The organism is Enterobacter sp. YSU (genome assembly GCF_016082135.1).
GTDB lineage: Bacteria > Pseudomonadota > Gammaproteobacteria > Enterobacterales > Enterobacteriaceae > Enterobacter > Enterobacter hormaechei_C.
In genome coordinates this window covers 634,860-648,675 of record NZ_CP059487.1, presented here as the reverse complement: position 1 = coordinate 648,675, position 13,816 = coordinate 634,860, and the positions used below count along the sequence as shown (strand labels likewise).

The 13,816-nt window shown below is 55.5% G+C and carries 14 protein-coding genes; 8 read left to right on the top strand and 6 right to left on the bottom strand.

Going from position 1 to position 13,816, the window contains the following annotated elements:
- Positions 1-7: 7 nt before the first annotated feature.
- The 7 genes from H2Z33_RS03080 (at position 8) to H2Z33_RS03050 (ending at position 4,758) form a co-directional block, all read left to right on the top strand.
- A complete protein-coding gene (locus H2Z33_RS03080; RefSeq protein ID WP_033487719.1) occupies positions 8-589 on the top strand; it encodes a fimbrial protein in 582 nt (193 codons plus the stop codon).
- Complete coding sequence (locus H2Z33_RS03075) at positions 582-1,058, top strand: fimbrial protein (RefSeq protein ID WP_033487718.1); 477 nt, start codon at positions 582-584, stop codon at positions 1,056-1,058. The genes H2Z33_RS03080 and H2Z33_RS03075 overlap by 8 nt, the downstream gene beginning before the upstream one ends.
- Before the next feature lie 43 nt (positions 1,059-1,101).
- Positions 1,102-1,923, top strand: a complete 822-nt coding sequence (locus H2Z33_RS03070; protein ID WP_223230159.1) for a hypothetical protein — start codon at positions 1,102-1,104, stop codon at positions 1,921-1,923.
- Positions 1,924-1,928: 5 nt separating this feature from the next.
- The gene (locus H2Z33_RS03065; protein WP_033487717.1) at positions 1,929-2,729 is read left to right on the top strand and encodes a cyclic diguanylate phosphodiesterase; all 801 of its coding nucleotides are present in this window, start codon (positions 1,929-1,931) and stop codon (positions 2,727-2,729) included.
- 130 nt (positions 2,730-2,859) lie between these two features.
- The gene (locus H2Z33_RS03060; RefSeq protein ID WP_230203940.1) at positions 2,860-3,630 is read left to right on the top strand and encodes a winged helix-turn-helix domain-containing protein; all 771 of its coding nucleotides are present in this window, start codon (positions 2,860-2,862) and stop codon (positions 3,628-3,630) included.
- Positions 3,593-4,078, top strand: a complete 486-nt coding sequence (locus H2Z33_RS03055) for a hypothetical protein (protein ID WP_033487715.1) — start codon at positions 3,593-3,595, stop codon at positions 4,076-4,078. The genes H2Z33_RS03060 and H2Z33_RS03055 overlap by 38 nt, the downstream gene beginning before the upstream one ends.
- 233 nt (positions 4,079-4,311) lie before the next feature.
- A complete protein-coding gene (locus tag H2Z33_RS03050; protein WP_033487746.1) occupies positions 4,312-4,758 on the top strand; it encodes a hypothetical protein in 447 nt (148 codons plus the stop codon).
- Between the two features lie 46 nt (positions 4,759-4,804).
- Here H2Z33_RS03050 and fbpC read toward each other — a convergent pair whose 3' ends face one another.
- From fbpC to H2Z33_RS03020, 6 genes are all read right to left on the bottom strand, one after another.
- Positions 4,805-5,851 carry a ferric ABC transporter ATP-binding protein gene (gene fbpC, locus H2Z33_RS03045; protein WP_033487714.1) on the bottom strand — a complete coding sequence of 349 codons (1,047 nt, stop codon included), beginning with the start codon at positions 5,849-5,851 and terminating at the stop codon, positions 4,805-4,807.
- 4 nt (positions 5,852-5,855) lie between these two features.
- The gene (locus H2Z33_RS03040; RefSeq protein WP_058689276.1) at positions 5,856-7,934 is read right to left on the bottom strand and encodes an ABC transporter permease; all 2,079 of its coding nucleotides are present in this window, start codon (positions 7,932-7,934) and stop codon (positions 5,856-5,858) included.
- Between the two features lie 74 nt (positions 7,935-8,008).
- Positions 8,009-9,040 (bottom strand): ABC transporter substrate-binding protein, encoded by a 1,032-nt coding sequence (locus tag H2Z33_RS03035; RefSeq protein WP_063135461.1) that lies wholly within the window; start codon positions 9,038-9,040, stop codon positions 8,009-8,011.
- Positions 9,041-9,053: 13 nt separating this feature from the next.
- On the bottom strand, positions 9,054-10,355 hold the full coding sequence (gene uhpC, locus H2Z33_RS03030) for an MFS transporter family glucose-6-phosphate receptor UhpC (RefSeq protein ID WP_033487711.1): 1,302 nt from the start codon (positions 10,353-10,355) through the stop codon (positions 9,054-9,056).
- Positions 10,356-10,440: 85 nt separating this feature from the next.
- Positions 10,441-11,982 carry an MASE1 domain-containing protein gene (locus H2Z33_RS03025; RefSeq protein ID WP_063135460.1) on the bottom strand — a complete coding sequence of 514 codons (1,542 nt, stop codon included), beginning with the start codon at positions 11,980-11,982 and terminating at the stop codon, positions 10,441-10,443.
- Positions 11,982-12,611 carry a response regulator transcription factor gene (locus H2Z33_RS03020; protein WP_023616519.1) on the bottom strand — a complete coding sequence of 210 codons (630 nt, stop codon included), beginning with the start codon at positions 12,609-12,611 and terminating at the stop codon, positions 11,982-11,984. The genes H2Z33_RS03025 and H2Z33_RS03020 overlap by 1 nt, the downstream gene beginning before the upstream one ends.
- A 240-nt stretch (positions 12,612-12,851) precedes the next feature.
- Between H2Z33_RS03020 and tauA the strand changes: the two genes are divergently transcribed.
- Positions 12,852-13,814 (top strand): taurine ABC transporter substrate-binding protein, encoded by a 963-nt coding sequence (gene tauA / locus H2Z33_RS03015; protein ID WP_063135459.1) that lies wholly within the window; start codon positions 12,852-12,854, stop codon positions 13,812-13,814.
- Positions 13,815-13,816: the final 2 nt, after the last annotated feature.

Here is a 13,816-nt window from a genome sequence, read left to right as displayed (position 1 = left end):
GAGTGGCATGACTATCGCGTACTGGAAAAAGGGGAGCGGGCTCGCGCTGATGCTGCTGGCAGGATCGCTAAGTGCCGCGGACGAATTGATCGATGGGAGCTATGGGCTGCTGCACGTGCGCGGTGCGCTGACGGAAAGCGCCTGCCGTCTGGAGATGGACTCCGCGTGGCAGGAGGTGGACATGGGAACGACGGCAACGGGGGCGCTTAAAAAACCGGGCGACCAGGGTACGCCGGTGCGGGTGGAGATCCATCTGGAGGATTGTATGCCGTCACCTACCTCAGTACGCGATGCGTGGAGCGGCGATCTGCTCTGGAGCCGGGATCAGCCCTCGGTCACGGTCAGCTTTGTTGCACCGGGAGAGTTGTTTAATCCGGGGTTGGTCCGCGTGAGCGGAGCCAGCGGGGTGGGGCTACACCTGACCGACAGGCTGCATCGTTCGGTTCGTCTTAACGATGAGGGGCATCCGCTGCTGCTGGAGTCAGATGACAACACGCTTTTTTATTATCTCGCACCGGAACGTACCTCTGCACCGCTGGTGGCGGGGGCATGGCAGGCGCTGATCCACTTCAGGCTTAATTATGACTAGTTCACGTTTTGCTCTGCTTATCGCTTTGTTGCTGGCCAGTCCAGCGGCATGGTCATCCCTGACGGTAAACGTCACCGGCGTGGTCGTGGAGGGGGTGTGTGAAATCAACAACGGTGAAACTGTTCACGTGGATTTTGGCAGCAACCTGCAGGCGCGCCAGCTGGACGGTGAGAACTTTATGAAAACCATCGACTATTCGCTGGTTTGTGAAGATCTGACCTCTAACGATCTGGAGATGCAGTTTGAAGGCACGGCCACCTCGTTTAGCGACGACTATCTGGCCACCGACCGCGAAGGGCTGGGGATCAAATTGTATATGAACGGAGAATCGATGCCGCTAAATACCTGGATGCCGTTTACCTGGCCGGAGGTGCCTGTTTTGCAGGCCGCGCCGATAAAAGATGACGCATCTACCGTGGAAACGGGCGTGTTTAGCGCGTCAGCCACGCTGAAAATTCAGTATCAATAACAGGTTAACGGTGATGAATATAATGCTCCGAACGATCCTTGCTATGCTGGTTCTTGTTGCTACTCAGCCCGCTTCAGCCTCTGTCTGGAGCTGGATTGATTCCATTACGCAAAATAGCAGCATTAATTTTGACTATAACTTCACGCTTGCTGATTGGGATGAAAATGACTCAACGCCAAATCCTTGCTATGGGCTTAATGCCTGCACCATTTTTATCAGCCACAGGCATGATGCTTCAGGAACATCAGGCTGGGGGGTTGTTCAAGGATGGGGGGTTGCGGCTTATCCCTTTATAAGCAGTAGTGAAACACTCGGTGAGGTGGGCAAGGAGTTAAAAAAAGTATTTCCTCTGCCCTACAGTGGTACGACTAACCATAACGGTACCGTCAATTTTGAAGAGTGTGTCGGTTTTTTTTATGCGCCAGGCGTCAACATGGGGACAAGCGGCCCCGTGGTCGATCAGAAATATGCAGGATACAACATACTGCCAGGCAGCATTTGCGGTACTGCCCCACAGCCCAGTGGCTCCTGCGATTTCAATCAGGACGTACTGACCCTCGATCATGGCACGCTGACGCGTCAGGAGCTTGACGGGCATGAAGTCAGTGAAAACGTCAGTATTAACTGTACGACATCACAGACGCTCAAGCTGTATATCTACTCCGCAGACAACGTGCAGCTGCGTGACGACGGCAGTCTCTATTCCGAGCTTTATATGAATGACAACGTGCTCGGCACGTCGGGCTTCACTCTGGACGTCGCCGAACAGGAAAATGTCGTTGTGAAATCAGTTCTTCATACAAATGGCAGCGTGGCGGCAGGTGAGTTTGCGGGCTCCACTGTGATGCTGATTACGGTGGAGTGATGACAATGACTGCGTTGCCCTTGAACAATATCGATCTCTACTGCGCGCTTATGATGGGTGAGATCGTTCCCTATTATCAGCCGCTGATTAACAGCCGGACCCAGCGGTTGTACGGGCTGGAAATATTAATGCGTTGGTCACTCTCTGAGGAAAATGTCTCTCCCCTGGCGCTTATCCGCGCATTTGATGAGAACGGCTTGTTGCCAGAAATGACGCAACACCTGCTGCGCCAGGTTGCGGCAGATATTAACGAACTGGATGCATTGCTGCCTGACGGTCTTCATCTTTCGCTTAATGTGAGCCCTTCTCAGGTCGCGAAGCCCGGTTTTGTGTTTGATACGCTTTCGTTTCTGGCGGCTATTCCTCTGGAAAAATACTGTCTGGTGGTCGAGGTCACTGAAGAACAACCATTACCGCCTACGCCTGAGGTTACGGGCGCTTTTCTGAAGTTGCAGCTGGCGGGGGTCGAGATCTATCTGGATGATTTTGGTACCGGCTGCTCGAATCTGGCATACCTTGAGCAATTTAGCGTGGATGGGGTGAAGGTTGACCAGCTTTTCGTTAAGCATCTTTCCTCTGATAAAGCGACAACATCCATTGCAGCGAGGGTTGCGGACCTGGCGAAAGCGCGGGGTCTTGGCATCATTGCTGAAGGGGTGGAAACCCCTGAACAATCACAGCTGCTGCGCGATATGGGGATTGTTATTCAGCAGGGCTATCTTTTTTCCTGCGCATTAAGTCGATCGCAGTTACGGGAGTATCTTGCCGCCAGAAGGTTGCATTTCCAGATGAAAAATAGGGAATAAAAGCGTCGTTGGTTATTATTTGTCATGACGTAAGTAAAAATTTCCAGTCAGTAAGATACGCAATTGAATGGGTATTTTGTCACTTTATCCCAATACGCTAAACTAGCTATCGGCATTAAAGCCATGAAGAGTGTGGATTAATATTGGAGCTGGTGGCAGTGTTATGCATTTCATAATAAACAACAATGTCTCTTTCAACGTTGCTGAAAGGACGGTGTCGGACGGAAACACGCAACATGTGCTTTCTAATCCGGCATGCAGACTTCTTCTCGTACTCCTGGAAAATAATAACCGGCTTATGACCAGAGAGGATCTTTTGCAGAAGGTGTGGGGCGATTTTGGATTAACCCCATCGAGTAATAGTTTGAACAATAATATCAGTATATTGCGTAAGATTTTTACAGAGTTTGAAATTCATGATGTGCTCAAAACTGTCCCTAAACAAGGCTTTGAGTTGGCGCTGAATAACCTTCAGTTCAACGAAAAATCCAGAGACTATTTGGTGATGCAGGCGATTTCAACACCTGATAAAGAGCCCAGTGTAAATAAGACCAGGTTGATTAAATGGACCGGCGTGTTGTTCATTATTATTGGGGTAGCAATCGCTTTATATCTCAATTTTTTCGACAAACGCGAGGATGTCACGCTTTTAAAACAAGTTCAGCAGTGCAAAATCTTTTATCACAGCAAAGTGAATGCAAAGAGAGTAGAACACTTTTTTTCTGAAGGCAAAGGGATGAAATTGCTGACGAAGTGTTCAACGCCTGCCTATATTTTTTACGATGACAGTAGAGTACATGAGAAAACCGAGCTTCTTGAAATCTTTGTCGCAAAATGTACGGTCGATAGTGAAGGGGAATTTAGTGAATGTAAAAACTTCGTCTCGACTAAAGTGGGCTAGCCTTGCTGTGCTGTTGATTCTGGTGTTTATTGGCGCGCTGCTGTACGTGCCCAAGGATACCCGCGCGCTGGATTGCATAACGGATATGAATCTTGAGCTGGGCAAAGATAATGACAAGATCGTTGCCAACATCCACCTTGTCGTTCACTTCGTTCCAGATGCGCTCAGCTACATTACCGAGTATGGGATCGTGACCTACAACAACCAGCGCTATATCGTCGATCGCTATGCCCGACTGCGTTATTCCGGAGATAACACTCACTCTTTTACTGAATTTAAAAGAGAAGGCATAGAGAAGAACAGTAGCGAAACACTACCTGAGTTTTTATCAGAAAAACTGACTTCAGCCCAAAAGGTCTTTTTATTTAAGGTGCGGAAGTTACAGGGTGAAGTATGGAGCATCAGCGATTTGCGGCGTACGGTATTAGTGTGCGCTAAATCAGACTGACGCCGTTATTTTTTAAATTATCTCTCCGCCTCTTAATGCTAAGAGGCCGGAATCTTTTTGCCGGTAAAACGCATTTGGGTGTAAATATCATGCCATTAAACGTTCTGATAACACAGGATAGTTATCTCTTTCAGGGGTTAAAGCAGTGTATTTCTCTTGTGCATATTCAGGATCTTACGCTGTTTGAAACCCCTCATCGTGAGTGTGTGGTCCTGGTAGACAGCAGAATGCCGATGAACGATCTTGAGCACGGGTGGCGTGTTGTCTCGGCTATGTTTGAGCAAACTAAGGCTATAATGCTTTGTATGAATCAACCCGCGAGCTTGCCCTTCAGCGTAAATCCCTGTGGGGACACTGTTGACATGAAAACCAGCCCAGAAAATATTACGCTAATGATCATCAATAAAATTCCTGTTTTAATGTCGGATAAACGGTCACAGCCGGTGAAAATAAAAATAGAAGAAAAAGAGATGGCATTAATTAACGCATTTCTGTGCGGAAAGGATATCGAAGAGATGGCAAAGATGTTTTGTTGTTCTCAAAAGCAGGTCTATAGACTCAGAGACAAAATTTGCCAGCGGCTTAACGTCAGACATTTTTATCTTGCCTGCCTGTATATTTTTCGCCATGGCTTACTGCAACAATCTTATACATTACCCGAAACCTGGTTACGGGATTAAAAGTGAAGACGCGAAACGGCAACCCGCGTTACCGTTTCGCATTTCATTAAGCCGCCTCCGCCAGTACAAACATCCCGTACGGGTGGATCTCAAGATAGTACGCATCGCCCACGTCCGGCTGCAGGCGCGTGGCGTTCACCTGTAGTAAAATCTCCTGTCCGTGCCAGTCGACAATCACCTCATACTGCGGACCCATATAGGCGACGTGGCGGATAGTGCAGTGCTGGCTCGCCTCGCCGTGCTGGCTGAGCGTAATCGCCTCCGGACGCACGCCGACGGTGCCTTCGCCCTGGGTAGCAAAGTGCAGCGGACGCGGCAGACGATAGCCGTGGATTTCCACGACATCCTCGCTGAAGCGGGCCGGGAAGAGGTTGGCATCACCCATAAAACTCGCCATAAAGCGAGACGCCGGCTGGCGATAGAGATCCTGAGGCGAGCCAATCTGCATAATGTTGCCCTTGTTCATCACCAGCACGGTGTCGGAGACCGCAAACGCCTCGCTTTGATCGTGCGTCACGTACAGCGAGGTGATGTTGAACTGCTTTTGCAGCTCGCGGATTTTGTCCCGCATGCTGCGCCTGAGGTTCGCATCGAGGTTGCTCAGCGGTTCATCGAACAGCAACACTTTGGGTTTGAGGATCAGAGCGCGGGCCAGCGCTACGCGCTGCTGCTGGCCGCCAGAAATCTGATCCACGTAACGATCTTCAAACCCCTCAAGATCAACCATCGCCAGGGCTTCTTTGACCCGCGTTTTTATCTCTGCGCGCGAAACGCCCAGCATCTTCAGACCGTAGCCCACGTTCTCGCCCAGCGACATATGCGGGAAGAGCGCGTAGGACTGGAACACCATACAGATATCACGCTGCTGAATGGAGCGGTGGGTCACATCCTCACCATCGATGTAAATCTGCCCTTCGGTCGGTTTTTCCAGCCCGGCAACCAGGCGCAGCACGGTGGTTTTACCGCAGCCGGACGGGCCGAGCAGCGTTACCATTTGTCCCTGCGGGATCGCCAGGTTGATGTTTTCAATTACCGTGTTTGCGCCAAAGCGTTTGGTCACGTTGCGCAGTTCAACAAAATGTTTCTCAGTCATAGTGTTACGCCTGGTTTTTGGCTTTTGAACGGGAGATACGCGCCTCGCCGATCAGCCAGTCAAAGAGGAAAATGATCGCCAGCATGACCACAATCAGGATCGAGCCGTAGGCAATCGCCACGCCGTATTCGCCGTCTTCCACGCGGTTCAGAATGTAGGCCGTTGCCACGCGGGTGTCCGGCGTGACGAGGAACACAATGGCGCTGACGGTGGTGATGGCGCGCACAAAGCTGTAAATCAGCGCTGATAAAATGGCCGGACGCAGCAGCGGCAGCAGGATGTGGGTGATGGTGCGCAGGCTTCCGGCACGCAGGCTCAGCGAGGCCTCGTCCAGTGACTTGTCGATCTGCCCTAATCCCGCGATCCCGGCGCGAATGCCCACCGGCACGTTACGCATCACCATGGAGATAATCACGATGGCGGCGGTGCCCGTGAGGTACACCGGCGCGCTGTTAAAGGCCAGAATGTAGGACACGCCCGCCACGGTACCCGGTACGGCAAAGCAGAGCATGGTGGTGAACTCGATGGTCTTTTTACCCCGGAACTGCTGGCGCACCACAACCCAGGCAATCAGCAGTCCGAAGGCGGCGGTGATCGGCGCGGCAATCCCGGCGTAGAGCAGAGTATCGAGCAGCGAAGGCCACGCGCCGTCGCTCATCCCCTGGCCGAACAGCTTGATAAAGTTATCCAGCGTCAGGGTGTAATCCACGCCCCAGTTGACGGTAAAGCTGCCATAGAAAATGCTGCCGTAGAGCAGGGCGTTAAAGGCGATCCACACCGCCAGCAGGGCGATCACGCTCCACACCAGCGTCACCGGCAGCGGCTGCACGTCGCCGCGGTACGATTTACCGGACACGGTGACGTAGGAGCGCTTGCCGATCCACATGTACTGGATGCAGAACACCAGCAGCGAGAACAGCAGCAGGAAGGCCCCAAGGGTACTCGCTGCCTGATAATCCAGCTGTGAGCCGGTAATGTAGAAGTAGATCTGCGTGGCCAGCACGTCGAAGTTCCCGCCCAGCACCAGCGGGTTACTGAAGTCGGCCAGCGACTGCACAATCACGATTAAGAACGCATTCGCCAGCGCCGGTTTCAGCAGCGGCACGAAGACGCCGTTAAAGGTCTGCCAGCGGCTGGCGCGCAGGGTGTACGAGGCCTCTTCCAGCGACGGGTGGATGGTTTTGATCGCGCCGTCGAGGATCATAAAGGCCATCGGCGTGAAGGCCAGCACCTGCGCCAGCCAGATGCCGGTGAAGCCGTACAGCCAGTTGGTATTGGTTAACCCAAACCAGTCCACCATCAGCTCCGTCATATAGCCAGAGCGTCCCATCATCAGCGTAACGCCCAACCCCACCACAAACGGCGGGGTCACGATGGGGAGAATCGAGAAGATACGTCCAATGATGGCGCTGCGTTTAGCGATACGCGTGGTGTAGATCGCCAGCACCAGGCCAAAGAAGGTGCAGCCGACCCCGACGGCTATCGACAGCAGAATCGAGTTGATGATGACCTGGATAATGTGCGCCTGCGACAGCACGTTCATAAAGGCCAGCGGGGCGAATTCACCTGCGTCGTTGGTGAACATCGGAATGAAAATGGCGATGCTCGGCCAGACGATAAAAATGCCGATCAGCGCCACGATGGTAATCAGCGAGCCGATGACAAAGCGATCGCCGCCCAGCCACTCCAGGCGGGTGAGGGCCAGCGTCATGATGGCGCCCAGGGCAACAAACAGCACGATGGTGGCATAGCCTAAACCGCGTCCTTCCACGGTGGCGCTGATGACCACGAACGCCATGCACAGCAGCGCCCAGCCCGCGTCAAGGTAGTGGCGGCTGCGCTGCTCGCGCTTTGCTTCGTTAAACGGGCGCACCAGCAGCAGGCTCGGCATCAGATACCACAGCCAGCTGATGTTGAAGTGCGACCAGCCGTAGGCATCGAGGATCTCATCCCCGGTAGATTCCAGCAGGCCGTAATCAAGGCTCCAGCTCGGCAGCAGGGCAAAGGCCAGCCAGCCAACGAAAACCCAAAGGAAGACCGCATCCCGTTTTTTCACGGGATGAAGAGCGAGTGTCTGTGACATAGCAATTCCGGGTGTTAAGGAAATTGTAGGCCGGGTAAGCGTAGCGCCACCCGGCAATTACCGCGGTAGTGAGCTTATTTACCCATCTTCACGTCGCTGACCCATTTATTGATTAGCGCTTTACGCACGTCCGTGGAGCCGTATTTGTCCATGTCATAGCTGATGAGCTTCAAATCATCGAGCTTGAGCGAGTTCGGCGAAGTTTCCGCCGTGGTGTTGGTCAGGATTTGGTAGGACTTGCCCTTCTTCCACGCCAGCTCCTGCGCTTCTTTCGAGAGCACCCAGTCCACGAACAGCTTCGCGTTCTCTTCGTTGCGCGCGCCCTTCAGAATGCTCACGCCGCCAATTTCATACCCGGTGCCTTCGCACGGAGAGATCAGCTCCAGCGGCGCACCCTGCTCTTTTTCCAGCGAGTAGTCGTGCAGGAAGCCGATGCCGATGGCGGTTTCACCGCGCGCGGCGTTACGCGCCGGGGCAATACCGGATTTGGTGTACTGAGATACGTTGCCGTTCAGCTGTTTCAGGTAGTCGAAGGCCTGGTCTTCCCCCCACAGCTGGACGAAGGTCGCCAGCGCGGTATAGGCGGTGCCGGAGCTTTGCGGATCGGCGATCTGGATCTCGCCCTTGTATTCCGGTTTGGTCAGATCCTTCCAGCATTTGGGGACCGGCAGGTTTTTCTCTTTCAGGCGCTGGGTGTTGACGCCAAAACCTAAGATCCCGACGTAGACCGCTGAGGAGAGGTTGCCCTTCACCTTGGCCGGATCGCGGAATTTCTCCATGATCTGTTCCAGGTTTTTCGATTTATAGGGCTGGAGTAACCCCATCTCACCGGCCTGGGACTGCGGATCCAGCGTGCCGCCGTACCAGACATCGGCCTGCGGGTTTTTCTTCTCGGCATCCACCTTCGCCAGCGTGCTGCCGGAGCCGTTGCGGATAAACGAGGTTTTAACATCGTATTTATCACCGAACGCTTTGGTTTCGGCTTCGCACATTTCGTTGGTGGCGCTGCAGTACACCACCAGACGGCCTTTGGCCTGTGCGGCACCGGTTAAGGTAGCCAGCGCGATCCCGGAAGCAATGAGGGTAGAGAGAAGCGTTGTTTTCATTATTCAGCCCTTTTTATGACGTTATGTGACTGCGAGAAGCGGTGATGCCCGCCATCAGCAAGGGCATCAGTAATAAACCCATCAGGACGGCGGCAATCGAGAGCAAACTGAACATCCCCGACCAGCCGTAGCGTTCAATCACCTGCGACAGCGGCCACCCGGCCAGCGATGCGCCCAGATAGGCAAATACGCCCAGAAAGCCGGTAATCGAGCCTGCCGCCTGTTTATGTCCACACTCAACGGCGGCAAGGCCAATGAGCATCTGCGGGCCGAAGACGAAAAATCCGACCGTAAAAAAGCACATCGCCAGCAGGGCGTAGTGGTGCACCGGTGCCAGCCACAGCGCGGCGACAGACACCATCAGCCCCAGCGTGAACAGTAAAATCATCGGTGCGCGCTGGCCGCTGAACAGCAGGTCTGATCCCCATCCAGCAAACAATGCACCCAGTAAGCCGCCCACTTCGAACAGCATCACCGTGGCGTTGGCGCTGAGCAGGTTCACGCCGTGGCTTTCTGCCAGCCAGATGTTGCCCCAGTCGTTCAGGGCGATGCGGATGAGATACACCAGCACATACGACGCCCCGAGCAGCCAGATCATCGGGTTTTGCAGCATGGTGGTGCGCAACATCTGCCATAGCCCCATTGGCGGGCTTTGCTGCTGCTGGCGCAGCTCCAGCGGATCGCTCCGCCACTCCCCGACCGTGGGCAGACCCTCTTCCTGCGGTGTGCCCCGCAGCTGTGTGGTCAGCCACAGGCCGAGCACGATACTGATGATCCCCGGTGTCAGCATCGCCGCCTGCCAGCCCCATCGGTGGGCGGCAACGGCGCAAATCAACGGAATAATCGCGCCACCGATATTGATGGAGGTATTCCAGCAGCCCCACCAGAAGCCGCGCTCGTTACGCGAATACCAGTGGGTCAGCAGCCTGGCGCAGGGCGGCCAGCCCCAGCCCTGAAAGAAGCCGTTCAGCGTCCAGATAAACAGCAGCAGCGGGAAAGCATCGCTAAAGCTGAACAGCACGTTCAGCACGCCCGTTGCCAGCAGCCCGATGCCCATAAAGGCGCGCTGTCCGTGGCTGTCGTGCCAGAGCCCCGCGGCGAATTTGGACAGCCCGTAGCTGAGATAAAACAGCGAGCCGATAAGCCCGATATCGCCCTTACTGAGCCCCAAATCCAGCTGTAGCGCGGGTAAAACAGTGTTCAGACTTTTTCGCGTCAGGTAAAACGCGGCGTAGCCAATCACCATACAAAGGAGCAGCCTGGGGCGCAGCGCCCGGTAACGTTGTGAAACCTCTTCAGCAGACAGTGCGTGCATGGCGTTCTCCGTTTGAGATGACTGTAGGGAAGTGCGGCATAAATGGGATGAGACAAAGTCTGGAGTGACTAAGACTTTTTCCTGGTCAGCGCGGTGTTTGTTGCAAATTTGTGGGCAGGTTAACAATTACGCGCGTCCCGAGACGGGATTCCAGCGTCAGTTCGCCGCCGAGCGCCGAGACGCGTTCGCGCATGCCCTGAATGCCGAAGCCGGGCTGCTGCTGCGGGCTGATGCCGCTGCCGTTATCGTGCACCTCGAGGTAGAGCCGCGCGTGACGCTGGCAGAGCAGAATCGTGACTTCGCTGGCGTTGGCGTGTTTGCAGACGTTGTTGAGCAGCTCCTGGAGCAGGCGATACAGGGTAAAGACCAGCGTTTCGCTTTCCGGCGGCGTGGGAAGCCGGTAGTCAAAACGGCAGCGGATCCCGCGTTCAGCAAAGGCGAACTCGTTGACAAGGTGGTGCAGAGCCTCCTGGAGCGACAGCTCGTCCAGCACGGGTGGGCGGAGCTGGCGCAACAGCTGGCGCGTGGAGTGGTGAATACGCCGCGCGAGGTCGTTGATCTGTCCGGCGGCCTCAATGACGAGCGGCGTATCGCTCGCCCGCTTCACCAGCTGAGACTGGATCTGGATAGCGGTGATGTTCTGGCCGATTTCGTCGTGAAGCTCGCGCGCCAGCTGCTTGCGGGTGTCCTCTTCGGAATGGATCAGCTTTTCCGCCAGCGCCCGTCTGGCCTGAAGTTCACTCTCAAGCCGATGGCGATAGCGTTCGAGGTTCATCGCCAGATGCTGCTGGCGGCTGATGGCGATCCCCAGGCCAATCCCCAGCAGCGACTGGGTAGAGAGAAAAATTTCCAGTTCGAGAAGGTCGCTAAACCCGACGCCCACCTGGCGGGCAATGGTGATCATCATGCTGCCGAGCAGCCCGGAAAGGACACCGCCCTGCCAGCCGAATTTCCACGCCATCACCACGTTGGGCAGGAACACGACAATCAGCAGCAGCCGCTCCAGCGCCGGGGAGAGCACCATCTGCGTGCCAATGCCGATAATGAAAAACAGGCTGCACCAGATAATCAGCGAGGTGCGCAGCGGCGGATTGCTGGTGTCCAGCCCCAGCAGGTGGTAACGATGCTGCTGGCGTAAAAATTCGAAGACCAGATAGACGAACGGCGTAAGCAGTACGCCACCGGTAAAGGAGCCGAGCAAAAGCAGCGTGGCCGGGCTGTCCAGAAAGGGCGACAGGAGCAAGGTTTGCAGCATGGCATTCACCGTCACCGCCGCAATCAGCGTCGACAGCCGCTGCCAGTAGAGCGGGAAGCGATGCCAGTACTGCTGCGCCAGCCAGGCGCTGACGATGCCGATAAGCGGCACGGCCAGCATCAGATAACGCGTGAGGAGCTGCTCACCGTGCAGCCACAGAATGGCGGCAAGGGGGGGGAGAATTAATGCAGGCCAGTAGCGGCGTGAAAGTAAAATCATCAGCGCCAGCCACACCCCCTGCGGCAGAAACAGCACCGCCTGCTGGCCGTTGTGGGTAAGGTAGAAGCTCAGCGTCCACAGCATCAGCCAGCCGGTTCCCCAGGCCAGCATAATGAACAGGGACAGGATCAGATGCCGGACAGCGCGCCGCATCAGTGGCCCGTGAGCAGTTGGTTATCAAGCGCGAAGTGCACCAGGTCGATGGTGCTGCTGCACTGAAGCTTGCCCAGCACGTTGGCGCGATGGACATGAACGGTTTTATGGCTCAGCGAAAGCGTATAGGCAATTTCCTTCACGCTTTCGCCTTTCACCAGCAACTCAAACACTTCGCGCTCGCGCGGAGTGAGCGCCTCAAGCGCTTTTGGCATCGGCTCGCCGCCGCGCAGCGCTTTTATCGCATCGGCGCACAGGTAATGCCCGCCCATGCCGACGGCGCGCACGGCCTGCACCAGCTCCTCCGGGCCGCAGCGCTTGGTCAGATAGCCGCTTGCACCTGCGTCGAGGGCACTTTGCACAAAGGCCGGTGTGTCGTAGATGCTCAGGATGATGGCGCGAAACGTCGGCCGCTGCTGGCGCAGGCGCTTGAGCAGGCTAAGACCGTTTTCGTCCGGCATCGCGACGTCCATCACCGCCACGTCGATATCGTTGCGCGACAGGGCGGGCCACGCCTCCGCCGCGCTGCTAAACTGGCCCTCAACGATCACATCCTCTTCCAGATTTAACAGCTGGGCGAAACCGGAACGCACCACCACGTGATCGTCCACCAGCACCACTTTAATCATCTCGACACCTTTTGCTCATTCGTTGACCTATGATGCCCGTTGCCGGCGGGCTGGCAATCCTGCGGCTGCGGTTATGTAACCGATGTAACAAAATTGCAATAAAGCCACAGCCCACTTTTTAACTATCCTTTGCCGGTTTTTTTCTAAAAACGATTCGGAATGAGCGATGCCTTTTTATTCCTTTATCAAAATTCCCGCGCCGGAAATACTGCCCTCATAACAACAAGGGGAGCAGGCACTATGGCAATTTCATCGCGAATCACATTACTCGGCGCACTGGCGCTGTGGGCTTTTCAGGCGCAGGCGGTGGACGTCACCGTCGCGTATCAGACTTCCGCTGAGCCGGCGAAAGTCGCGCAGGCGGATAACACCTTTGCCAAAGCGAGCGGGGCGAATGTCGACTGGCGCAAGTTCGACAGCGGCGCGGCGATTGTGCGGGCGTTAGCCTCGGGCGACGTGCAGATTGGCAACCTGGGCTCCAGCCCGCTGGCGGTGGCCGCCAGCCAGCAGGTGCCGATTGAAGTCTTCCTGCTGGCGTCGCAGCTCGGAAATTCCGAAGCGCTGGTGGTGAAGAAAAGCATCACGAAACCCGAAGATTTGATCGGCAAACGCATCGCGGTGCCGTTTATCTCCACCACGCATTACAGCCTGCTGGCAGCGCTGAAACACTGGGGCATTAAGCCGGGCCAGGTGCAGATCATTAACCTGCAACCTCCGGCGATTATTGCCGCCTGGCAGCGTGGCGACATCGATGGAGCATACGTCTGGGCGCCCGCCGTCAACGAGCTGGAAAAAGAGGGCACCGTGCTGACCGACTCCGAAAAAGTGGGGCAGTGGGGCGCGCCAACCCTTGACGTCTGGGTCGTACGTAAGGACTTTGCCGAGAAACACCCTGAAGTGGTGAAAGCCTTCGCCAAAAGCGCCATCGACGCACAGCAGCCATACATCAGCAACCCGGATGAATGGCTGAAACAGCCCGCCAACCTGGAGAAACTCTCACGTCTGAGCGGCGTGCCGGAAGCTGACGTGCCGGGGCTGGTAAAAGGCAACACCTATCTGACGCCTGCGCAGCAGGTCCAGCAGTTGAACGGGCCGGTGAGCAAAGCGATTGTCGACACTGCGACGTTCCTGAAAGAGCAGGGCAAAGTGCCTGCGGTGGCGACGGATTACAGCCAGTTCGCGACCGATCGCTTTGTGAAATAAGG

Excerpts from the sequence above, each read along its gene's own strand:
- H2Z33_RS03070 (WP_223230159.1), top strand. The coding sequence starts at position 1,102 with ATGCTGGTTCTTGTTGCTACTCAGCCCGCTTCAGCCTCTGTCTGGAGC.
- H2Z33_RS03040 (WP_058689276.1), bottom strand. The coding sequence starts at position 7,934 with ATGTCACAGACACTCGCTCTTCATCCCGTGAAAAAACGGGATGCGGTC.
- H2Z33_RS03065 (WP_033487717.1), top strand. The coding sequence starts at position 1,929 with ATGACTGCGTTGCCCTTGAACAATATCGATCTCTACTGCGCGCTTATG.
- tauA (WP_063135459.1), top strand. The coding sequence starts at position 12,852 with ATGGCAATTTCATCGCGAATCACATTACTCGGCGCACTGGCGCTGTGG.
- uhpC (WP_033487711.1), bottom strand. The coding sequence starts at position 10,355 with ATGCACGCACTGTCTGCTGAAGAGGTTTCACAACGTTACCGGGCGCTG.
- H2Z33_RS03035 (WP_063135461.1), bottom strand. The coding sequence starts at position 9,040 with ATGAAAACAACGCTTCTCTCTACCCTCATTGCTTCCGGGATCGCGCTG.
- H2Z33_RS03080 (WP_033487719.1), top strand. The coding sequence starts at position 8 with ATGACTATCGCGTACTGGAAAAAGGGGAGCGGGCTCGCGCTGATGCTG.
- H2Z33_RS03075 (WP_033487718.1), top strand. The coding sequence starts at position 582 with ATGACTAGTTCACGTTTTGCTCTGCTTATCGCTTTGTTGCTGGCCAGT.
- H2Z33_RS03025 (WP_063135460.1), bottom strand. The coding sequence starts at position 11,982 with ATGCGGCGCGCTGTCCGGCATCTGATCCTGTCCCTGTTCATTATGCTG.
- H2Z33_RS03050 (WP_033487746.1), top strand. The coding sequence starts at position 4,312 with ATGAACGATCTTGAGCACGGGTGGCGTGTTGTCTCGGCTATGTTTGAG.
- H2Z33_RS03020 (WP_023616519.1), bottom strand. The coding sequence starts at position 12,611 with ATGATTAAAGTGGTGCTGGTGGACGATCACGTGGTGGTGCGTTCCGGT.
- fbpC (WP_033487714.1), bottom strand. The coding sequence starts at position 5,851 with ATGACTGAGAAACATTTTGTTGAACTGCGCAACGTGACCAAACGCTTT.